Consider the following 21,674-nt stretch of genomic DNA (forward strand, 5'->3'; position numbering starts at 1 on the left):
AAATGAAGACCGTCAACCACTGGATCGGTGGCAAGACCGTCGAGGGCGCGTCGGGCAACTACGGCCCGGTCACCGACCCGGCCACCGGCGAGGTCACCACGCAGGTCGCGCTCGCCTCGGCCGATGAGGTCGACGCGGCGGTACAGGTCGCCCGGGAGGCCTTCCAGACCTGGGGCCAGTCCTCGCTGGCCGCCCGCACCAAGGTGCTGTTCGCCTACCGCGCCCTGCTGGACGCCAACCGCGACGCCATCGCCGAGCTGATCACCGCCGAGCACGGCAAGGTCCACTCGGACGCGCTGGGCGAGGTCGCCCGCGGCCTGGAGATCGTCGAGCTGGCCTGCGGGATCACCACGCAGCTCAAGGGCGAGCTGTCGACGTCGGTGTCGAACCGCGTGGACGTCTCCTCGATCCGCCAGCCGCTGGGCGTCGTCGCGGGCATCACCCCCTTCAACTTCCCGGCGATGGTGCCGATGTGGATGTTCCCGCTGGCCGTGGCCTGCGGAAACACCTTCATCCTCAAGCCGAGCGAGAAGGACCCGTCGGCCGCCAACAAGCTGGCCGAGCTGATGACCGAGGCCGGTCTGCCCGCGGGCGTGCTGAACGTCGTCCACGGCGACAAGGTGGCCGTCGACGCGCTGCTGGCCCACCCCGGCATCGCGGCCGTCTCCTTCGTCGGCTCGACCCCGATCGCCCGCCACATCCACACCACCGCCTCCGCCAACGGCAAGCGCGTGCAGGCCCTCGGCGGCGCCAAGAACCACATGCTGGTGCTGCCCGACGCCGACCTGGACGCGGCCGCCGACGCGGCGGTCTCCGCGGCCTACGGCTCGGCCGGCGAGCGCTGCATGGCGATCTCCGCCGTCGTGGCCGTCGGCGCCATCGCCGACACGCTGGTCGACAAGATCCGCGAGCGCGCCGAGAAGATCAAGATCGGCCCCGGCAACGACCCGACCTCCGAGATGGGCCCGCTGATCACGGCCGCCCACCGCGACAAGGTCGCCTCGTACGTGAAGGGCGCCGCGGCCCAGGGCGCGGACGTCGTCCTGGACGGCACCGGCTACACCGTCGAGGGCAACGAGAACGGCCACTGGATCGGCCTGTCCCTGCTCGACAACGTGCGGACCGACTCCGACGCCTACCGCGACGAGATCTTCGGCCCGGTGCTGTGCGTCCTGCGCACGGAGACCTACGAGGAGGGCGTGGCCCTCATCAACGCCTCGCCGTTCGGCAACGGCACGGCGATCTTCACCCGCGACGGCGGCGCCGCGCGCCGCTTCCAGCTGGAGATCGAGGCGGGCATGGTCGGCGTCAACGTCCCGATCCCGGTGCCGGTCGGCTACCACTCCTTCGGTGGCTGGAAGGACTCGCTCTTCGGCGACCACCACATCTACGGCAACGACGGCATCCACTTCTACACCCGCGGCAAGGTCGTCACGACCCGCTGGCCCGACCCGGCGGACGCCCCGGCCGGCGTGGACCTGGGCTTCCCCCGCAACCACTGAGCCCGCCCGTGCACGCCCCGTAGGACCGACTCGCCCCCCGCAACCCTCACCGCGGGGGGCGAGTTCCGTCGTCCGGTCAGTGGGTCCGGTACGTGGGTCCGGTACGTGGGTCCGGTCAGTGGGTCCGGACCAGGTCCGGGGCGGGCTGTGCCTGGTCGCCGGCCGTGCGGTGACGGCGGCGCAGCACCCACCAGGTGACGCCGGCGCCCGCCAGCACCAGGAACAGGCCCACGGCCGGCCACGGCACGGCGAGGAAGTCCGTCTCGGAGCGAGCGACCAGATCGGGGTGGGCGGCGGCTCCCGCGGTGACCCTGACGGTCACCCAGTCCGACTGGGGGGCGTCCGGCCAGGGCTCGGTCAGCTCGATGCGCGCGCCCGGCAGCAAGGTCAGCTTCAGATCGCGGACCGGCCGGTTCAGCACCTCGCGCCCGAAGAGCCCTTCGGCGGTGAGCGCCACCCGGGGCCCGACGACCACGTTGCCCCGATTGACCAGCGTGTACGAGACCGTGGCGCGGGCGTCCTTGACCCAGGGCAGCAGCGGCGCCGACCGGGTCACGCGCACGTCCTCCACGCTCAGCCCCGCGGTGACGGGTCCCGGCACGCGGAAGTACAGCCGGGCGCCCACCGAGCGCTTCACCCCGACCTGGACCTTGCCCTCCTTCTGTACGCCCTCCACGGCGGTGCCCAGGGCGACGATCCCGCCGACGTGGTCGCCGGGCGTCGCGTCCGCCGGGACCTTCACGGTGAACGGGATGTCCTTGCGGCCCTTGGCGGGCACGGTGACGGTGCTCGCGGTCTCCGGCGCCAGCGTGATCCAAGCGCCGGCGTCCTTCGGTTTCGTCTCCACCGGCAGCAGCGCGAAGGCGCCGCCCGCCGGGGTGTTCACGGCGTCGGTGGCGAAGACCTGGAACGTCAGCTCCCGGTCGGAGGAGTTCAGGATCGTCACGCTGTCGCCGAGGCTGGTCCCGGCCGCGCCTTGGTGGAAGAAGTACGCGCGGTCGGTCATCGCGGCCCCGGCCGCCGGCGTCGGGAAGACCCCCCAGGTGCCGTTGTCCGCGGCCGTCGCGGCGGTGGCCGGCAGCAGGCCCGCGCCCAGCAGCAGGCCGAGGAGCAGACCGTACAGAGAGGTGCGGGTGCGGCTACGCGTGCTGCGGCGGGTGCGCATGGGCGGTCTCCAGTCGGCGCGGAACGGGGAAGGGGTGGTGCGGCGCCGGAGCGCCGCACCACCCTGGTGGAGCGGGCCGTACGGGTCAGGCGATCGAGAAGGTCACGACCGACTGGTAGGTGTCGGCGAACATGAACGGCGGGAGCTGGATCATCCCGGCGCCGCCGACGGCGAACTCACCACCGGTCAGCTCCTCCCCGCCGGCGGCCTGCGAGGCCACCTTCATCGGGACGTCGGAGATCGCGCCGGGCGTGCCCGCGGTGCAGGTGCTCGGGCTGTCCGGGTTGGTCACGGTGCAGGTGGGCTGGATGCCGATCTGCGCCTTGGTCATCGAGTGGCCGGTGGTCTGGTTCAGGAACGGCGTACGGGTCGCCGTCACGTCCCAGCCGAGCGAGCCGCCGCGGAAGTCCTGGACGGTCGCGGCGTTGAAGACGCCGACCACCGACTGGGGCTTGCCGTTGATGGTGACCGCGCCGAAGTCGACGGCCGGCTGGCCGTCCTTCGGGCCGAGGGCCAGCGGTCCGGGGAGGACCTCGACGTCGACCGGGTTCTTCACGCCGGGCTGGTCCTCCATGAACACGAAGGCCTTGTACGGGGTGATCGAACCGTCGATCCTGATCGCGTCGGCCTTCTTGGTGACCGTGATGTTGCAGGTGGCGGCGCCGGACGCGTCCGCCGTGCCCGCACCGGTGTCACCGGTCGCCGCGCCCGCGAGCAGGGCGGAACAGGTGACGGGGCCGGCCGGGAAGTTGGCGCCGCTGACGACGACGGCGGTGCCCACCGGGCCGCTGTTGGGCGTCAGCTTCGTGGTGACCGGGTCCTTGGGCAGGGCCTCGACCGCGACCGAGCCGAGCGGGGCGCTCGGGCGCGGCGCCGGGGTGCAGGTGGTGGTGAAGACCGAACCGGAGAGGTCCGCGTCGGTCACGGCCAGGTCGAGGGTGACGTTGACCGTGGAGCCCTCGGTGCCGTCCGGAATCCTGATCGTTCCGGAGAACGCCTTCGGGTCGAGCGGCTGCCCGGCCACGACGGAGACGGTCTCGGGCGGGCTGGTGACCACCTGGGTGGTCGTCCCGACCTTGAGGGTGATCTTGGACGTGTTCACCGTCGTGACGGAGAACCCGGGGATCAGCGGGCTCGCGCCCGGGTCGATCGTGATCGGGACGACGTCGCCGGCCTTGGCGGTGTCGGGGAGGGTGACCGTCCAGTTCTGGTTGCCCGAGCCGTCCGGCTGCGGCGCCGGGGCGTCACAGTTCTCGAAGACGGCGGTGGTCTTCGTCGCGGCCTGCGCGGAGCCTGCCAGGCCCACCACGCCGCCCGTCAGGGCCAGGGACAGGGCGCCCACCCCGGCCAGCACTCTTCGTCGATGCGTTCTCGTACTCACTGGGTCGCGACTCCTTCGTCATGACGAACCCCTCCCCCCACCCGCTGTGCGGGGAGGCCGAGCCGGTGCGGTGGCCGATATTGACGCGTCGCCGTGATGAGAAGTCAATGACTTGCTTTCGCCCGAAGCGCACAGAAATTGATGGGCCATCAGGGAAGGTCTGATGGCCCATCGGATACCGACTGGTCGGGGTGGGTGCCGGGCGGGACGTTGACGACACGACCTAGAGGTGGGCGGGGGTGTGGAGCAGCAGGTTCGGGGTGCCGGCCGGGAGGCCGGTGATCCGGCCGGGCACGGCGCTGTGCAGCAGGGCCTCGGACACCTGCGCCGGGGTCCGCGCCGTGCCGCGGGCCAGGATGAGCGCGGCGGCCCCGGCCACGTGCGGGGCGGCCATCGAGGTGCCGGTGGCGGTGGCGGTGGCCGTGGTGGTGTCCTTCCAGGCCGAGGTGATCCCCACGCCGGGTGCCGAGAGGTCCACGCAGCGGCCGTGGCTGGAGAACGGAGCGTGCCGGTCCGTGGCGTCGGTCGCGCCGACCGTGACGGCCTGGGAGACGGAGGCGGGGGAGCCCGTGCAGGCGTCCTCGCCGTCGTTCCCGGCGGCGACGGTGAAGGTGATCCCGGAGGCCACGGCCCGGATCACCGCCGCGTCGAGGGCGAAGCTGGGGGTTCCGCCGATGCTCATGTTGGCCACCGCCGGGGTTCCCGGGGCCTTGGCGGCGTCCTTCACCACCCAGTCGAGACCCTTGAGGATCGCCGACAGGCTCGCGGCGCCACGGCAGTCGGCCACCTTCACGGCCACGAGCGAGACGCCCTTCGCGACCCCGTACGTCTCACCGCCCACGGTCGCCGCGACGTGCGTGCCGTGGCCGTTGCAGTCGCGGGAGGTGCCGAGGAACACCGCGTTGTAGCCGTGCCGGGCGCGGCCGGCGAACTCCTGGTGGCGGGTGTTGATCCCGGTGTCGACGACGTAGACGGTGACGCCCTCGGCCGTCGTGGGGTACGTGTACGAGCCGTCGAGCGGGAGCTCGCGCTGGTCGATCCGGTCCAGCGACCAGGGAGCGGGCACCTGGGGCTGGGGCTGTGGCTGCGGCCGCGTGTCGGTGATGCGGAACTCCGCGTCCGGCTCCACGGAGGCCACCCGGGGGTCGGAGGCCAGGGCGGCGGCCCGGGCGGCGGTGGTGCGGACGGCGAAGCCGTTCAGGGCGGCCTCGTAGACGGGCCCGACCGCGTCGCCGGAGTCCGCGGCCTCGGCGGCCACGGCGCGGGTCGGGGCACGGAAGGTGCTGTCCTTGAGGACGACGACGTAGGGGGCGACGGGGGTTTCGGCGGCGGTGGCGTCGGAGTGCGGCGGCAGGACGGTGGCCGTGGCGGCCGCCGCGAGGAGCGCGGCGGCGGGGAGCAGCGGGACGAATGCGGTCATGCGGCCGATGCTCGGCGAGCGGTGGCGCGGGCGCGCGGAGGGTGCGCCGAGTGGGCGCACGACACGCCGCCGCACGGGCTAGGTGTGTCGTGCCGATCGGCCCGGGCCCGGCTGCCTGGCGCGGCCTACGGGGCGAGGGGCCAGCCGCGCATCGCGAAGACGCCCTCGTCGCGGGCGCCGGCGGAGTCGTACGTGGCCAGTGCGGCCTCGTTGTCGGTGTCGACGCCCACCCACATGCCGTAACAGCCGCGCGCCTTGGCCTCGTCGGCGAGGGCGTGGGTCAGGGCGCGGCCGATCCCGCGGCGGCGGTACCCCTCGTCCACGGACAGCTCGTACAGGCACATCTCGGTGCCCTTGTCGGGGTGGATCATCTCGATGCCGGAGACCATCCCGGCGGGCACGCCGTCGACGTAGGCGATGAGCAGCACGTGCCCCGGGGCGGTGAGGAAACGCTCGGACCACTCGTCGCGGGCGGGCCCGTCGAAGAGGGATTCGGCGGCTGAGAGCTCGGCGGGGGTGAGGGCCCGGCGGATGTCCATGGCGGTCACGATAATGCGCAGCTGACGGATGGTGAGCCGAATTCCGGCACGGCGTGGCGGGCGTCCTCGCGCCCCGTACGGGGCGGTCGGGGCACCGGCCGCGGGCGCCGCGGGCACGGCCCGGCGGTCATCTGTGGGACCGGCCCGGCGGTCAGCCGTGGGACCGGGGTGCCGGAGCGCCGTGGGACCGGGGTGGCGGGGCGCCGTCCCGGGGTCCGGCGCCCGGGGACGGGGTGCCGTCGGTCCAGGCGTAGACCCGCTTGCCGCGCACCGCGACCTGGTACTGGTGGGAGTCCCGGCACTCGGCGCGGACATCGGCCCTCAGGGTGATCGGCCACCACTTGGCGTGCAGATCCGGGGCGGCCGGCTGCTTCCGCGTGCCCGCGCCGCACCGCGGGCCGTCCAGCGGGGTCGCGCCGAGGGTGAACCGGATCAGCCGGGCCTCGCCGTTGGTGCGCACCCGTATGCGGACGTCGGTGGCGTCCTTGGGTATCCAGGACGGCAGCGCGAACGCCGCCCCGTCGCGCGTGGGAGCATCGGCGGCGCTCGCGAAACGTCGGCCCTTCTCCTTGAACACCCGGCTGTCGATCGTTTCGGTCACGGGGTTGGGCGGCAGGTTGGGCAGCGCGAAGGCGGCGGTGGCGAGCACTCCCACGGAGGCGGCGGCGATGACGAGCGGGCGGCGGTCCATGCCCTCCAGTCTGGGCGGCCAGGCCCTTCCGCGCGTCCCTCCGCAGGACGAACCGGGTCTGGGCCGGAGGTCTCACACGGCGTCATACCTGGGAGGGTCTCCGGTCCGGGTCCGGCAGGCCAACGCGTGGCCACAGGGCGGCAGTAACCGGGCGGCGCCCCGAGAAGTTGGCCGGGGTGACCCGCCCGCCCCGGCACCCGAGGACCTCATGCGCCGTCGCCGCCTCGCCCCCGCTCTCGCCACTGCCGCCGCCACCGCCGCCGCGGTGCTCGCCCTCGCGCCCGCGGCCCGGGCCGCGCCGGAGGTCCCGGCCGACAAGCCGCTGGTGCTGAACCGCTTCACGCAGACCAGCGCCGCCAGCTACCGGGCGTGGGCCGATGCCCGCGAGCACCGGGACGCGTGGGCCGCGTACGGCTTCGACTGGTCGACGGACCACTGCACCTCCTCCCCGGACAACCCCATGGGCTTCCCCTTCGCGGCGGCCTGCGCCCGCCACGACTTCGGCTACCGCAACCACCGGGCGGCAGGGCAGTTTCCGGCCGCCAAGGCCCGGGTGGACCAGGCGTTCCACGCGGACCTGAAGAGGGTCTGCGCGCAGTACTCGGGCACCCGCAGGGGCTCGTGCGACGCCACCGCGTGGACCTACTACCAGGCCGTCAGACTCCTCGGAATTTCCTAGGGATCACGCGGCGCAGTCGCGCGCGCGCCGCCCCTACCGCGCGAGGTGCCCGGCGAACCAGTCCCGGGCCAGGGCGGCCACCTCGTCAAGGGCTCCCGGCTCCTCGAAGAGGTGGGTGGCCCCCGGGACGATCTCCAGCCGGTTCTCGCAGCGCAGTTCGCGCTGGGCCGCGCGGTTGAGGTCGAGCACCGTCGTGTCCCGGGCCCCCACGATCAGCAGCGTGGGCGCCCGTACGCCGGCGAGCCGCGGGCCGGCGAGGTCGGGCCGGCCGCCGCGGGAGACCACGGCGCCGATGTCGGCGTCGGCGTCCGCGGCGGCCCACAGCGCCGCCGCGGCTCCGGTGCTCGCCCCGAAGTAGCCGATGGGGAGGGGCACCCGGCGCCGCAGCCAGCGGGTGGCGTCCGCGAGCCGGCCGGCCAGGGGTTCGATGGCGAAGACGTTGGCCCGGTCGGCCTCCTCGGCGGGGGTGAGCAGGTCGAAGAGCAGGGTGCCGAGGCGCGCCCCGTTCAGGTCCGCGGCCACGGCGCGGTTGCGCGGGCTGCGGCGGCTGCTGCCCGAGCCGTGCGCGAACATCACGACGGCCCCGGCGCCCTCGGGCAGGGCGAGGTCCCCGGCCAGCACGAGGCCGCCGGCGTCCACCTCGACCGGGCCGGACCGGGCGGCGGCTGCGGAACCGGGCGCGGGACCGGGCGCGGAACCGGGCGTGGGTCCCGCGGCCGCCTGTGCCAGCAGGGAGACGACCTCCTCGTCGGGGGTCTGGGAGAAGTCCTGGTACCACTCGCCGACGGCGCGGAAGGCGCGCGGAGTGGAGAGGCACACCACCTCGTCGGCCTCCCCGCGCAGCCAGGCGACCGCGTCCGGCGGCGCCACCGGCACGGCCAGTACCACGCGCGCCGCGCCCTGCGCCCGTACGACTTCGCACGCGGCCGCGGCCGTGGCCCCGGTCGCGATCCCGTCGTCCACCACGATCACGGTCCGGCCGTCGAGGGCCGCCCGCGGCCGGTCGCCGCGGAAGCGCCGGGCCTGCCGGGCCAGCTCGGCCTCCTCGGCGTGCTCGACCGCCGCGAGGTCCGCCTGCTTGACGCGGCTGCTGCGGACGATGTCCTCGCTGATGACCCGTACGCCGCCCTCGCCGATGGCGCCGAACCCCAGCTCCCGGTGGTACGGGACGCCGAGCTTGCGGACCACGATCACATCCAGCGGGGCGCCCAGGGCCCGCGCGACCTGGAAGGCCACCGGAACGCCGCCGCGGGGCAGGCCCAGGACGACGGGATCCTCCCCCTGCAGGTGACGGAGCGCTTCGGCGAGACGCTCTCCGGCGTCCGTGCGATGGGTGAACAGCACGAGGGTTCACCCCCAAACCAGGGAGACGGAAACCACGCACACACCTACTTCGACGCAACCCCATGCACGGCCCTTCCGCAAGTCGGCCCGTCCCGTGTCTGAATTGATAGCGAAGAGTGAGTTTGGGTAGCTTTGCGTGAGATCCGGGCGGCTTGCTCGACCCAGCAGCGAGGGTCCGGACAGGAGGTGCATGCCCGTGCCGGGTCCGAAGCGGGAAGCGCGGCCGAAGAACGGGGCACGGCGTGCGGTGGTGGTCCGCGGGGCCGAGGCACTGGACGCGCGGCTTCCGCTGGCGGAGACGGCCCGCGCGGTCGTGCGCAAGGTCTTCCCCGACCACTGGTCGTTCCTCCTTGGCGAGCTGGCGCTCTACAGCTTCGTCGTCCTGCTGCTGACCGGCGTGTACCTCGCCCTCTTCTTCGACCCGTCGATGCAGGAGACCGCCTACCAGGGCTCCTACGCGCCCCTGCGCGGCGTGCTCATGTCGCAGGCCTACCGCTCCACCCTGGAGATCAGCTTCGACGTGCGCGGCGGACTGCTCATCCGTCAGATCCACCACTGGGCGGCGCTGCTCTTCCTGGCCGCCATCGGTGCACACCTGCTGCGGGTGTTCCTCACCGGCGCCTTCCGCCGCCCCCGCGAAGTCAACTGGCTGGTGGGCGTGACACTGTTCCTGCTGTCCCTGCTGGAGGGCTTCGCCGGGTACTCGCTCCCCGACGACCTGCTGTCGGGCACCGGGCTGCGGATCGCCCAGGGGATCATGCTGTCGGTCCCGGTCGTCGGCACGTACCTGAGCTTCTTCGCCTTCGGCGGCCAGTACCCCGGGGACGACATCGTGTCCCGGCTCTACCCCGTGCACATCCTGCTGGTCCCCGGCCTGCTGCTGGGCCTGATCACCGTGCACATCCTGCTCGTGTTCGCCTTGAAGCACACTCAATGGCCGGGACCCGGCCGCAGTGGCCGCAACGTCGTCGGCCTGCCGTTCTTCCCGCAGTACGTGGCCAAGTCCGCCGGGCTGTTCTTCACGCTCTTCGGGCTGCTCGCCGCCCTCGGCGCGGTCGCGCAGATCAACCCCATCTGGAACTACGGCCCCTACCGCGCCGACGTGGTCTCCACCGGAGCCCAGCCCGACTGGTACATCGGGTTCCTCGAAGGGGCCCTGCGCCTGATGCCCGGCGTGGAGACGCGCCTGTGGGGGCACACGATCATGTGGAATCCCCTGGTGACGGCCGTGCTTCTGCCGGGCGTGCTGTTCATGGCCCTCTACGCCTACCCCTTCTTCGAACGCTGGATCACCGGCGCGCCGGGGGAGCGCCACCTGTGCGACCGCCCGCGGGACCGGCCCGTCCGCACGGCGCTGGGCACGGCGGCCCTCTCCTGCTACGCGGTGCTGCTCCTCGCCGGGGCCCAGGACATCCTCGCCTTCGTCTTCGACCTGTCCCAGCAGGCGCTGACCTGGACCCTGCGCATCGGGTTCCTCGCGGTGCCGGCGGCCGTCTTCTGGCTCACCCGGCGGCTGTGCCTGGCGCTCCAGTCGGGCGAGCGCCGCCTGCTGACCGAGGGGGAGGCGACCGGTCTGGTGCGCCAGGGCGCCGACGGCGGCTTCCGGCCCGAGCACCGGGCCCTCGCGCCCGGCGAGCGGTACGCCGTCCTCGCGCGGGAGCGGCCCCGGCCGCTGACGCCCACCGACGGTGCGGACGGTGCGGACGGTGCGGACGGCGCGGACGGCGCGGACGGCGCGGACGGCGCGGACGGCGCGGACGGCGTGGGCGGGACCGGGCTCGGGCGGCTGCGGGCGCTGGTCGCCAGGACGCGGTGGGCCCTCAGCGGCTGGTACTACGGGGACCGCATCCCCTACCCCACGACCGCCGAGCAGCGCCGGAAGATCGCCGAGACCACCGCGGGCCCGGACGCGAAGCGGCCCCCGGAGGACGGGTGAGCCGCCCGGCACCAGGCCCCCTCCGCCCCCGGTCCTCGCCGGTCCTGGCCGGTCCCCGCTAGTCCTCGTGGCCGAGGTTCTGGAAGGCGAACCCCAGGACCCCCGGCAGCAGGACGCCGAAGCCGATCAGGCACAGCCACAGGCCCTGGACCACTCCGAGGCCGACCAGCGCGGTGCCCGCGGCCGCCAGGACGGGAAAGTAGCTGCGGGCGGGGAAGAAGGCCCGCCGTCCGGCGGCCTCCCCGATCTCCGCCTCCGGGCGGTCCTCGGGCCGCGCTCCGTCCCGCCGGTACTGGCGCCAGAGGTAGGCGGCGACCAGGCCCGCCATGACGAAGGAGACGCCGAGCGCGGCGACGCCCGCCGGATCCCGGGCGAGCCGGCCGTAGACGAGGGTGGTCGCCGCGAAGAACAGGGCCGTGCCGGTGAAGAGCCAGGCCTCACCCTTCACGCGGCACCTCCGGGTGGTGCAGGTCGAAGGCCGGGGATTCCGAGCGGATCCGGGGCAGCGTGTGGAAGTTGTGCCGGGGCGGCGGGCAGCTCGTCGCCCACTCCAGGGAGCGGCCCCAGCCCCAGGGATCGTCGACGGTGACCCGCACGCCGTGCCGGCGGGTCTTCCAGACGTTGTAGAGGAAGGGCAGCGTGGACAGGCCCAGCAGGAAGGAGCCGATGGTGGAGACAGTGTTGAGCAGCGTGAAGCCGTCGCTCTCCAGGTAGTTCGCGTACCGGCGCGGCATGCCCGCCTCGCCCAGCCAGTGCTGCACCAGGAAGGTGGTCTGGAAGCCGATGAACAGCGTCCAGAAGTGGATGCGGCCGAGCCGCTCGTCCAGCATCCTGCCCGTGAGCTTCGGCCACCAGAAGTAGAAACCGGCGAAGGTGGCGAAGACGATCGTGCCGAACAGGACGTAGTGCAGGTGCGCGACGACGAAGTAGCTGTCCGTCAGATGGAAGTCCAGGGGCGGTGAGGCCACCAGCACGCCCGTCAGACCGCCCAGGAGGAAGGTGACGAGGAAGCCGATGGACCACAGCATCGGCGTCTCGAAGGAGAGCGAGCCCTTCCACATCGTCCCGATCCAGTTGAAGAACTTCACCCCGGTCGGCACGGCGATCAGGAAGGACAGCAGGGCGAAGAAGGGAAGCAGGACGGCGCCCGTCGCGAACATGTGGTGCGCCCACACGGTGGCGGACAGGCCGGTGATGGCGATCGTGGCCCCGATGAGGGACACGTAGCCGAACATCGGTTTGCGGCTGAAGACGGGGAGGATCTCGCTGACCACGCCGAAGAACGGCAGGGCCACGATGTAGACCTCCGGATGGCCGAAGAACCAGAACAGGTGCTGCCACAGCAGGGCGCCGCCGTTGGCGGGGTCGAAGACGTGCGCACCGAACTTCCTGTCGGCCTCCAGGACCAGCAGCGCGGCCGTGAGGACGGGAAAGGCCAGCAGCGCCAGGATCGACGTGAAGAGAACGTTCCACGTGAAGATCGGCATGCGGAACAAGGTCATGCCCGGCGCGCGCAGGCAGATGATGGTGGTGATGAAGTTGACCGAGCCCAGGATCGTGCTGAGCCCCGAGACGGCCAGGCCCATGGCCCACAGGTCGGGGCCCGTGCCCGGGCTGAACACGGCGCCGTTCAGCGGCGCGTAGGCGAACCACCCGAAGGCCGCCGCCCCGTGCGCGGTCAGGAATCCCGAGACGACCAGCAGGCCCCCGAACAGGTACACCCAGTAGGTGAAGGCGTTCAGCCGGGGAAAGGCGACGTCGGGCGCGCCGATCTGCAGGGGCATGATCGCGTTGGCGAAACCGGTGAAGGTCGGGGTCGCGAACAGCAGCATCATGATCGTGGCGTGGATGGTGAACAGCTCGTTGTACTGCTGGTTCGAGACGATCTGCAGCTCGGGGCGGGCTAGTTCGGCCCGCATGACCATCGCCAGCACACCGGCGAAGAGGAAGAAGCCGAAGGCCGTCACCAGGTAGAGGTTGCCGATCACCTTGTGGTCGGTGGTCGACAGCCACTTCAGGACGGCGGAGCCCTGGCCGGCCCGCAGTGCGCTGGCCGGGCCGGCCCGCTCCTGCGGTGGTGTCTCCTCGGGGGAACGGTCCACCGACGTCATCCGTCCTCCCGAGAGCCTCGCTGCCGCGCCTGCATCCTCTGCCCTACCGCCCCTACCGCCCCTACCGCCCCTACCGCGCCTACCGCCCTACCGCCCCGGCTGCACGGCCGGTCAGAGCCGGCCGGGACCGGCCGGGCCGACGATGCCGAACAGCGCGCCGTCGGGGTCCCGCAGGGTGATCTCCCGGGTGAGGGGGTCCGGGCCCGCACCGGAGAGGGTGCCGCCGCCGAGTCCGACGGCCGTCTTGACCGCGGTTTCGAGGTCGGGGACCCGGAAGTGCGCGTGCCAGCGGGGGCGGACGTGCGGGTCGGGCGCCGCGGCGAGCGCGCCGCCGCGCAGGCGGGCCACGGTCCGGCCCGCGTGGCGGAGCAGGATGTGGTCGTTCTCCTCCACGTAGGCGACCTCGCAGCAGCCGGCGTGCTCGCAGGCCCACTCCAGGACCTCGCCGTAGAAGATCGCTGCCTCGAAGGCGTTCCTGGTGCGCAGTTCGAGCCAGGCCGGAGCGGCTTCCCGGCCCATACCCCAGTCGGGGATGGCGTCGCCCTGCCAGATCCCGAAGACGGCCCCGTCGACGTCGGCGGCCAGCGCGGCCCGTCCGGTGCCGAAGGACAGGGGGCCGACCGCGACGGTTCCGCTGCGTTCCAGGATGCGCGCCGCCGCGACGCCGGCGTCGTCCACGGCGAAGTACGGGGTCCAGGCGACGGGGAGGGTGAAGGCTGCGGGCAGGGCGCCGACGCCGGCCACCGGGATCCCGTCGCTGAAGCCGACGGTGAACCCGTCCCCGAGCCGGGCGGGCCCGAACCTCCAGCCGAGGACCGCACCGTAGAAAGCCTGCGTCGCGGCGGGGTCGCGGGCCATCAGACTGACCCAGCAGGGTGCGCCGAACGTTTCGTGACTCGATGTCGACACGACGGTCAACCCCATCCGCTGTGCGCCCCCGGAAGCCCCTCCCACGGTACTCGTGGGCGCTCCCGGAGGCGGGGCGTCACTGCGCGGGCGCAGTCCGTCAGGTACGGAGGAGGCTGTTGGGGCCTTCGAGCGCGTCGGCGCCCTCGTCGTTGAACCAGTAGTCGCCCGCCGCCAGGTAGCGGAAGGCGTGCGTGTTGTCGTTGGGCAGGGCGACGGTGACCGCCCGGGTGCCGTCCTTGCGCGGGCGCAGCTCGTGGGCACCCGGCCGCCAGTCGTTGAAGTCACCCACGACGCTGACCGGCCCGGGCGGGGTGTCCGCGGGCAGGAGGAAGGTGATCTCCGTGTGGTCCTTGCCGCCCTTGAGGCGCTTTCGTTCGAGCACGGGATGGCTCCTGCCGAGTCGGGGAACGTCGGGCACATCCTCGTACCGCGGCCCGTGCGGCGCCGCACGACACGACGGACGGGCCACCCGGGCGGCGGAGCGCGCGGGGGCGCCCGGGGGACGCGGGACGGCGGCGGTTCGGCCGGACGAGAGCGGGCAGGGGCAAGAGTGAGGAAAGCATTCCGCTGCGATCGGCCGGATTCGCCATGACGTACGCATGCATGCACACGAAGAAGAACCAGCGCGCGAGGACCGGGCTGCCGACCCGGCCGCTCCCGTCGGGATCGGGCCCGGTGCCTCCCACCCACCCCTTCCCCGGCGACCCGCACACACCGAGGCCGGTGCCCAGGCCCGTCCCCGGACCGGACCCGCTGCCCGAGCCGCCGCCGGCTCCCCCGCGCTAGCTCCCACGCCGGGCCCGTACCCGGGCCCCCGTACCCGGGCCCCCGTACCCGGGCCCCCGTACCCGGGCCCCCGTACCCGGCTCACGCCCCGGTCAGCGCGCCCAGCGCCGCACCGGGTCGTTGACCTGCGGGTTCGCCCGTGAGGTTTGCCTACGGGCCGAATGGAAAGCCGCCCGGGCAGGAGGGGGAAGGCCCCTCACCGTTCCATCCGTCCGAGGAAGGCGGGGGATGCAGTGAGTGACGATCTCCGTGATGAAGAGCCGGTGAGCAGGGGACTGCGCGTGATGCCGGGCCCGGCGGCGGCCGGGCAGCAGCAGGACACCGCCGAACCCTCCGGTTCGCCGATCGGTTCCCACAACGAATGGGACCCGCTGGAGGAGGTCATCGTCGGGCGCCTCGACGGCGCGACGATCCCGGGCAGCCATCCCGTCGTGTCCTGCAACATCCCCCCGTGGGCGGCGCGGTTGCAGGGACTGTCGGCCGGATTCAGATATCCGCGCAGGCTGATCGAGCCGGCGCAGCGCGAACTCGACGCGTTCATCGCCCTCCTGAAATCCTTCGACGTGACGGTCAGGCAGCCGGACGCGGTCGACCACAGGCAGCGCTTCGCCACTCCCGAATGGTCGTCGCGGGGATTCGGGAACACCTGCCCGCGCGACAGCATGCTCGTCATCGGCGACGAGATCATCGAGACGCCGATGGCATGGCCGTGCCGCTATTTCGAGACCCACTCCTATCGTGAGATCCTCAAGGATTATTTCCGGCGCGGCGCGCGCTGGACGGCGGCGCCCAAGCCCGAACTCACCGACGCGCTGTTCGATCCGGATTTCCGCATCCCCGGCGCCGACGAGCCCATGCGCTACATTCTCACCGAATTCGAGCCGGTCTTCGACGCGGCCGATTTCGTGCGCGCGGGACGCGATCTTTTCGTCACGCGGAGCAATGTCACCAATCGCATGGGCATCGAGTGGCTGCGCCGCCACCTCGGACCCGGTTACCGCATCCACGAGATCGAGAGCCGCTGCCGCACGCCCATGCACATCGACACGACGTTCCTGCTGCTCGCGCCCGGAAAGGTACTGGTCAACCCCGAATACATCGACGTCGACCACCTGCCCGACGTCCTGGACTCCTGGGACGTCCTCGTCGCCCCCGAGCCCGACCCGATCGACGGCCGCCTGCTCAAAGTAACCTCGATGTGCGGCAAGTGGCTCAGCCTGAACATTCTCATGCTCGACGAAAAACGGGTCATCGCGGAGCGGCACCACACCGCCATGCTGCGCGCGCTCGAACAATGGGGTTTCGAGCCGATCTCGTGTGACCTGCTCCACTACGCACCGTTCGAGGGATCATTCCACTGCGCGACGCTCGATGTCAGGCGCCGAGGCACGCTCGAATCGTATTTCCCGTGAACGGTCCGCCGGTACATGGTTGAACGCACGGGGCACGAGCGTTACTCGAGTTGTGCACGATCTTTGCGCATCACACTGCTGCGTGGGTCGACACGTAGTGAGGTGCGTATGGATACTGCAGTAGAAAGGGCGATCGAGTGCATTCGGGAGCGGTACGGCGAGCCGCTGACCCTCACGGAGATCGCCGAAAGTGCCCTGCTCAGCCGCTTCTATTTCGCACGGCTCTTCAAAGAGGAGACCGGGCTCACCCCCGGCAGGTTCCTGGCCGCCATCCGCATTTACCACGCCAAGCGGTTGATCGAGACGACCTCGATGAGCATCACCGAGATCTCCTACGCGGTCGGGTACAACAGCCTGGGTTCCTTCACCAACTCCTTCACGGCCAGTGTCGGAGTGTCTCCCAGCCGCTACCGCCGGCTGGCACGCGACGGGGTGGGCGGCCTGCCGGGACCGGAGCCGGGACCGTGGCCGGGATCCGGCATGGTCGCGGGGACGATCAGTCTGCCGGAGGGCCACGGGAACGCCCGCGTGTTCCTGGGAGCCTTCCGCACGCCCATCGTCCAGCATCCGTCCGTCGCCTCGATCGTCGTCGACGTGCCGAGCGGCCGTCCGTCCTGCTACTCCCTGAAGGACATCCCCGAAGGGAGCTGGCACCTGCTCGCGGTGGCGGTGGCCGACGGCATCGGGCCCGACCGGCGGGCCCGGCGGACTTCACTGGTCGGGGGACACGGTGCGATGACCGTGACCGTGGCCGACGACAGCGTCATGAGCGTGGCCGTGCGGCTGCGTCCGTGCCGGCCGGCGGACCCGCCGATCCTGCTCGCGCTGCCCGAACTCGACCCCCCGGCCACCGTCATGACCCACCCCGGCTGCGCCTCCGTCAATCCGGCTCCGGAGCCCGCCGGACGGCGCCAGGCCGCGGGCCACCTCCGGGTGGCGTCCGCGGCACCGGTGCCGTCCGGGCCGTGATCGCGGGGGATCACTGCACCATTTCCTGCTTGGACTTGAGCTGCTCGGCGAGGAGGCTCCAATCCCTGCCGATCCGCTCGGCGATCGGGGCGATGACGCCGACCCAGTGGGCGGGGACGGCGTCGACGAGCTCGCGCCAGTCCTCGTCGGGGTCGGTGGCGTGCAGCTGCATCCAGCGCAGGAACCCCCTGCCGCCCGCGGTGTAGCGGATGGCGGGGTCGGTGGCCATCTTGGCCGCGACCGTCGCCCACGCGGGCGGCGCCTCGGTGTGGTTCCTGCGCTGCGCCGGCGCAGCGTCGGCGCTCGGTGCCACCCGGAGCGGCGCACGGGTGGCACCGCCCGGAGCCGTCGCGCCGTGCGTCGCCGCCTCGTCGTCCTGCTCCAGTCCCTGCATGGACTGGAGGGACTGCACCGACTGCACCGACTGGATGGGCTGGACCGGCTGCATGTACGGCACGGACTGCACGGGCCGGATGGGCTGCGGCTGCACGACGGCGCTCTGGCGCCCGTCCCGCTCGGGGCTGTCGCCGCGCCGCAGCCGCGCGCTCACGTCGTGGACCGTGCCGAGCGACACGTCGGTCTCCCTGGCGACCTGACGCAGCGGGGCGTTGGGATGGGCGGTGATGTACTCGGCGGCGCGCCGCCTGCCCTCGCCCGCGTCCACCGGACGCCGCCGTCCGTCCCGGCCGATCCGCTTGCCGTCGAGCGGGGTTCCGTCCCCCGACCGGTCGCGCAGCGACGCGATGGTCTTCGCGCTCAGCCCGGTGATCCCGGCGATGGCGCGGTCGGACCAGTCGGGGTGGGAACCCAGGACGCGCTGCGCCCCCGACACGCGGTCGGGCTTCGACAGCGGCAGTCCGTGCGAGCCGTTCGCCTTCATGGCGATGACGAGCGCCTCGGAGTTCGAGCAGTCGAGGAAGCGCGCCTTGATGATGTCGTCGCCCCGGAGCCGGGCGGCCTCCAGCCGGTGCAGCCCGTCGATGACGCGGTAGCCGTCGATCTGGACGAGGATGGGCGGCAATTCCGCCGAACCCGCCGCGTCGATGAGGAGCTGGATGTGAGCGGCGTCCGTTCCGTCCTGACGGAGGGAAACCCCCGCCGACAGTGCGTGGACGGGGACATCGCGTGCCGGCAGTTTCTCGAAATTCTTGAGATCGAATTCGCTGCGGGTCGATGATTCGGCGCTCTCCATCCTGACGGGGCTGAAAGAACTCGTTATCAAGACGGCTTGACCGTTACTCTGAGCCATTCCGTTTACTCCCTCTCTGCTGCCGCTGCCGACGAGCGTCGCAGGGGGGTCTGTAGCTGTAGTCGAGGGCAGGTGGACGCTCCCTGGAAACGCAACACCGCGGGTGTCCGCCGGTTCGGCGAACACCCGCGGTGGGGGCGGGGGTCAGGCGTCTTCTGCCAGGTCAGGCGTCCCTGCGTCGCAGCAGCACCGCCGCGACGGCCAGCAGGGCGGCCGTCCAGAGCGCGAGCACCCCGATGCCCTGCCACGGCCCCAGCACGTCGCCCACGCGGGTCTGCTGCTGGGTGATCATGAATCCGGCCTGCGTGGGGAGGTACGCGTAGACGTACGTGCCCACCTTGCCCGGCAGCAGGGCCGCCATCGGCGTGAGCACCAGGACGAAGCCGATGACGCCGGTGATGCTCGCCGCCGTGTGGCGGATGATGGCGCCGACGGCGAGCGCGAACAGGCCCACCAGCGACAGGTAGAGGCCGGTGCCGGCGACGGCCTGGAACACGCCCGGGTCGCCGATCGCGACCGGGGCCTTGTCGCCGAGGATCGGCGCGCCGATGAAGAACGAGCCGAACGCGGTCAGTTCGCCCACGGCCAGGACCAGCAGCCCGAAGACCGCGGCCTTGGCCAGCAGCACCGGCACCCGCTTGGGCACGGCGAGCAGGCTCGCCCGGATCATGCCGGTGGAGTACTCGGAGGCGATGACCATCACGCCCAGCACGCAGACGGCGAGCTGGCTGAGCAGGATGCCGCTGCCGAGGATGGTGCCGGTCGGGTCGAGGCGCATCTCGGCCTGCTGCCCCGGGTCGCTCTTGTCCCAGTTCGCGACGCCCATCTGCATGAACAGCGCGGTGAAGATCAGGGTGACCACGATCAGGATGGCGAGGGACCAGACGGTGGAGCGGACGGAACGGATCTTGGTCCACTCCGAGAGCATCAGCCGCCCGAAGCTCGGCTTGTTCGCCTCGGCGGCGGCGGACGTGGAGGCGGAGGCGGTCAGGGTGGTCACTTCACACCTCCGGCGGTGGGCACGGCGGCGTCGTACTCGACGGCGTCCTTGGTCAGTTCCATGAAGGCTTCCTCGAGCGAGCCGCGCCGGGTCGACAGCTCGTGCAGGACCAGGCCGCCGGCGGCGGCGAGTTCGGCGATGCGGGGGGCCTCGATCCCGACGACGTCCAGGTCGCCGTCCTCGGCGTCGGTGACGGTGGCGCCCTCGGCCTTCAGCAGCTCGGCGAGCCGCGCCCGGTCGGGGGTCTTCACCAGGACCGACTGCTCGGTGCTGGCCTCGATGAACTCCTGGGTGGAGCAGTCGGCGACCAGCCGGCCGCGGCCGATGACGATGAGGTGGTCGGCGGTGACGGCCATCTCGTTCATCAGGTGGCTGGAGACGAAGACGGCGCGGCCCTCGGACGCGAGCGACTTCATCAGGTTGCGGATCCAGAGAATGCCCTCCGGGTCGAGACCGTTGACCGGCTCGTCCAGGATCAGCGCCGCCGGGTCGCCCAACAGCGCTGCGGCGATGCCGAGTCGCTGCCCCATGCCGAGCGAGAAACCGCCGGCCCGCTTGCGCGCCACCGAGGCCAGACCGACCTGGTCGATGACCTCCTGGACCCTGCGCTTGCCGAAGCCCTGGGTCTGGGCGAGGCAGAGCAGGTGGTCGTAGGCGCTGCGGCCGGTGTGGACGGCGCGCGCCTCCAACAGGGCCCCGGCCACCCGCATGGGCTGCGGGAGGTCGCGGTAGGCCACGCCGTTGATGGTGGCCTTGCCGCCGTCGGGGCGGTCGAGCCCCAGCAGCAGCCGCATCGTGGTGGACTTGCCTGCGCCGTTGGGGCCCAGGAAGCCGGTGACCCGGCCGGGCTCGACGGTGAACGACAGGTCGTTCACCGCGGTCTTGTCGCCGTAGCGTTTCGTGAGGTTCTTGGCCTCGATCATGGGCACCTCGTTAGATGGGCTGCGAGAGATATGCGGGGCATAAAATGTTTGCCACCTGCCATTGGTACCAGGAGTACGTTTCCGTTCAGTAGGCCCTGACGCCCGGGATCTGAACGATGGCCTCCGCTTCACCGACGTGGCTATTTTGACGTCGATGACGGTCCGCGGAAGCGGTTGTTTCATCTGCGCATTCTCCTCAGTTGAACCCGGAACCCACGAGGGTGGTCATGAATTCAGCCATGAACGATCCGGCCGGCGCCGGGCGGCCGGTGATCGGGATCTGCGCGCGGACCGCGCCGGTCACGCTCCAGGGCAGTGACCTGGTCGTCAGCCTCGCGCTCCAGTCGCACGTGGCCTTCCTGTCCGAGGCGGGCTGCACGCCCCTGCTGCTCCCGCTGCTGCCCGGCGTCGAAGGCCTGGTCGGCCGGCTCGACGGCCTGCTGGTTCCGGGCGGCCCCGATCTGGATCCGGCGCTGTACGGTGAGGCCGCGCACCCGGTGACCCGGGCGATGAGCCCGGACGCCGACCGCGTCGAACTGGCTCTGGTCCGGGCGGCACTTGACGCCGAGCTGCCCGTCCTGGCCATCTGTCGGGGCATGCAACTGCTCAACGTGCTGCACGGAGGCTCCCTCCACCAGCACCTGCCGGACGTCACGGGCCACGACGGCCACCGTCCGGGAACGCCGTCCTTCACGCTCGGCCACCACCGCTTGAAGCTTCAGCCGGGCAGCCGGATCGCCGGAGTCCTCGACGAGGACGAGCCGGAATCGGCCTGCCACCACCACCAGGCCGTCGACCGGCTCGGCGCCGGCCTCACCGCCACCGGCTGGGCGGAGGACGGGACGGTCGAGGCCGTCGAAGTCACGGATCATCCCTTCGCGATCGGCGTGCAATGGGAAGCCGGGCACACGCCCGACAAACGACTTCATCACGCACTCGCCCAAGCCGCCGGAAGCCCGAAATTCACTTGGCCGCCGAATTCGCAAAGTTGAGAAAAGGCAGCCCTGCGGGCAAGCTGTTTACTGATCCCAATCCGAAGGAGAATTAAAGATGTCGCCGCGGATGCCTAACCCGTCGCTGGTCGTTCCCGATGTACTGCCGCCCATGCGCGCGCTGGTCAAGGCCGTCAACAATGTCGGCGTGCCGTTGCAGACGCTGGTGCTCATCCACCTGCGGGTGAGCCAGATCAACGGCCGTCCGGTTCAGATTCCCGTGAAGAAGCGCGAGTTCGAGGAGGCGGGGGAGGAGGACCACCGTCTGCCCCTGGTGGAGACCTGGCGGGAGCAGACCTGCTTCACCGACGCCGAGCGCTCGGTGCTGGCGCTGGCCGAGGCCGCCACGCGCATCAACGACCGCGTGGACCCGGTGTCGGACGAGGTCTGGAACGAGGCCGCGAAGCACTGGAACGAGGTGGAGCTCGGCGCCGTGGTCCTGCACATCGGGCTGGTCAACCTTTGGAACCGCGTCAACGTCGCCACGAAGCAGGAGCCGGTGGACTGGCGCATCAACCCCAAGAAGTGGACCCCTATGACCTCGCGGCTCACCACGGCCGTCCGGTAGCACACCTCGTCCCAGGCCCTGTTCGGTGGAGACCCACCGGACAGGGCCTCGTTGTCGTTCCCGGACGGGGACGGGGACGCGGACGGGTACGGGGTCGG

General features: G+C 71.8%; 20 protein-coding genes. 7 read left to right on the plus strand and 13 right to left on the minus strand.

Annotated elements, in window-relative coordinates; all coding sequences use genetic code 11:
* The first annotated feature begins 2 nt into the window (after window positions 1-2).
* Window positions 3-1,502, plus strand: a complete 1,500-nt coding sequence (locus OG534_RS23785; protein ID WP_326590527.1) for a CoA-acylating methylmalonate-semialdehyde dehydrogenase — start codon at window positions 3-5, stop codon at window positions 1,500-1,502.
* A gap of 115 nt (window positions 1,503-1,617) precedes the next feature.
* Here OG534_RS23785 and OG534_RS23790 read toward each other — a convergent pair whose 3' ends face one another.
* From OG534_RS23790 to OG534_RS23810, 5 genes are all read right to left on the minus strand, one after another.
* The gene (locus OG534_RS23790; protein ID WP_326590528.1) at window positions 1,618-2,667 is read right to left on the minus strand and encodes a WxL protein peptidoglycan domain-containing protein; all 1,050 of its coding nucleotides are present in this window, start codon (window positions 2,665-2,667) and stop codon (window positions 1,618-1,620) included.
* An 85-nt stretch (window positions 2,668-2,752) separates the two neighbouring features.
* On the minus strand, window positions 2,753-4,048 hold the full coding sequence (locus tag OG534_RS23795; RefSeq protein WP_326590529.1) for a hypothetical protein: 1,296 nt from the start codon (window positions 4,046-4,048) through the stop codon (window positions 2,753-2,755).
* 223 nt (window positions 4,049-4,271) lie between these two features.
* Window positions 4,272-5,468, minus strand: coding sequence for a S8 family peptidase (locus tag OG534_RS23800; RefSeq protein WP_326590531.1), 1,197 nt, complete (start codon window positions 5,466-5,468; stop codon window positions 4,272-4,274).
* Window positions 5,469-5,593: 125 nt separating this feature from the next.
* Window positions 5,594-6,019, minus strand: coding sequence for a GNAT family N-acetyltransferase (locus OG534_RS23805; RefSeq protein WP_442807241.1), 426 nt, complete (start codon window positions 6,017-6,019; stop codon window positions 5,594-5,596).
* 139 nt (window positions 6,020-6,158) lie between these two features.
* Window positions 6,159-6,698, minus strand: a complete 540-nt coding sequence (locus OG534_RS23810; RefSeq protein WP_326590535.1) for a hypothetical protein — start codon at window positions 6,696-6,698, stop codon at window positions 6,159-6,161.
* A gap of 208 nt (window positions 6,699-6,906) precedes the next feature.
* Between OG534_RS23810 and OG534_RS23815 the strand changes: the two genes are divergently transcribed.
* Window positions 6,907-7,377, plus strand: coding sequence for a phospholipase (locus tag OG534_RS23815; protein ID WP_326590536.1), 471 nt, complete (start codon window positions 6,907-6,909; stop codon window positions 7,375-7,377).
* 33 nt (window positions 7,378-7,410) lie between these two features.
* Here OG534_RS23815 and OG534_RS23820 read toward each other — a convergent pair whose 3' ends face one another.
* Window positions 7,411-8,721, minus strand: a complete 1,311-nt coding sequence (locus OG534_RS23820) for a phosphoribosyltransferase family protein (protein WP_326590538.1) — start codon at window positions 8,719-8,721, stop codon at window positions 7,411-7,413.
* Between the two features lie 190 nt (window positions 8,722-8,911).
* On the opposite strand from OG534_RS23820, the gene qcrB reads away from it, so the two are divergent.
* The gene (gene qcrB, locus OG534_RS23825) at window positions 8,912-10,657 is read left to right on the plus strand and encodes a cytochrome bc1 complex cytochrome b subunit (RefSeq protein WP_442807138.1); all 1,746 of its coding nucleotides are present in this window, start codon (window positions 8,912-8,914) and stop codon (window positions 10,655-10,657) included.
* Window positions 10,658-10,715: 58 nt separating this feature from the next.
* On the opposite strand, the gene ctaF is transcribed toward qcrB, so the two are convergent.
* From ctaF to OG534_RS23845, 4 genes are all read right to left on the minus strand, one after another.
* Window positions 10,716-11,105, minus strand: coding sequence for an aa3-type cytochrome oxidase subunit IV (gene ctaF, locus OG534_RS23830; RefSeq protein ID WP_326590539.1), 390 nt, complete (start codon window positions 11,103-11,105; stop codon window positions 10,716-10,718).
* Window positions 11,095-12,768, minus strand: coding sequence for an aa3-type cytochrome oxidase subunit I (ctaD, locus tag OG534_RS23835; protein ID WP_326590540.1), 1,674 nt, complete (start codon window positions 12,766-12,768; stop codon window positions 11,095-11,097). Before ctaD ends, ctaF begins: the two co-directional genes overlap by 11 nt.
* Before the next feature lie 111 nt (window positions 12,769-12,879).
* Entirely contained in the window at window positions 12,880-13,626 is a 747-nt protein-coding gene (locus OG534_RS23840) for a VOC family protein (protein ID WP_326590542.1), read from the minus strand.
* 148 nt (window positions 13,627-13,774) lie between these two features.
* Window positions 13,775-14,059, minus strand: a complete 285-nt coding sequence (locus OG534_RS23845) for an isoamylase early set domain-containing protein (protein ID WP_326590544.1) — start codon at window positions 14,057-14,059, stop codon at window positions 13,775-13,777.
* Window positions 14,060-14,747: 688 nt separating this feature from the next.
* On the opposite strand from OG534_RS23845, the gene OG534_RS23850 reads away from it, so the two are divergent.
* Both OG534_RS23850 and OG534_RS23855 read left to right on the plus strand, forming a co-directional pair.
* Window positions 14,748-15,875, plus strand: a complete 1,128-nt coding sequence (locus tag OG534_RS23850; protein WP_326593784.1) for an amidinotransferase — start codon at window positions 14,748-14,750, stop codon at window positions 15,873-15,875.
* Window positions 15,876-15,983: 108 nt separating this feature from the next.
* A complete protein-coding gene (locus OG534_RS23855; protein WP_326590546.1) occupies window positions 15,984-16,844 on the plus strand; it encodes an AraC family transcriptional regulator in 861 nt (286 codons plus the stop codon).
* 10 nt (window positions 16,845-16,854) lie between these two features.
* On the opposite strand, the gene OG534_RS23860 is transcribed toward OG534_RS23855, so the two are convergent.
* The 3 genes from OG534_RS23860 to OG534_RS23870 all read right to left on the minus strand — a co-directional run bounded on the left by OG534_RS23860 (window position 16,855) and on the right by OG534_RS23870 (window position 20,016).
* Entirely contained in the window at window positions 16,855-18,036 is a 1,182-nt protein-coding gene (locus OG534_RS23860; RefSeq protein WP_326590547.1) for a ParB/RepB/Spo0J family partition protein, read from the minus strand.
* Between the two features lie 220 nt (window positions 18,037-18,256).
* Window positions 18,257-19,093 carry an ABC transporter permease gene (locus OG534_RS23865; RefSeq protein ID WP_326590549.1) on the minus strand — a complete coding sequence of 279 codons (837 nt, stop codon included), beginning with the start codon at window positions 19,091-19,093 and terminating at the stop codon, window positions 18,257-18,259.
* On the minus strand, window positions 19,090-20,016 hold the full coding sequence (locus OG534_RS23870; RefSeq protein WP_326590550.1) for an ABC transporter ATP-binding protein: 927 nt from the start codon (window positions 20,014-20,016) through the stop codon (window positions 19,090-19,092). Before OG534_RS23870 ends, OG534_RS23865 begins: the two co-directional genes overlap by 4 nt.
* A gap of 239 nt (window positions 20,017-20,255) precedes the next feature.
* Here OG534_RS23870 and OG534_RS23875 point away from each other — a divergent pair, with 239 nt between their 5' ends.
* Window positions 20,256-21,008: a gamma-glutamyl-gamma-aminobutyrate hydrolase family protein gene (locus OG534_RS23875; protein WP_326590551.1), complete on the plus strand. Its 753-nt coding sequence runs from the start codon at window positions 20,256-20,258 to the stop codon at window positions 21,006-21,008.
* Window positions 21,009-21,078: 70 nt separating this feature from the next.
* Window positions 21,079-21,576 carry a carboxymuconolactone decarboxylase family protein gene (locus OG534_RS23880; RefSeq protein ID WP_326590553.1) on the plus strand — a complete coding sequence of 166 codons (498 nt, stop codon included), beginning with the start codon at window positions 21,079-21,081 and terminating at the stop codon, window positions 21,574-21,576.
* Window positions 21,577-21,674 lie beyond the last annotated feature (98 nt).

Origin of the sequence: Streptomyces sp. NBC_01294, assembly GCF_035917235.1 — a bacterium.
GTDB lineage: Bacteria > Actinomycetota > Actinomycetes > Streptomycetales > Streptomycetaceae > Streptomyces > Streptomyces caledonius.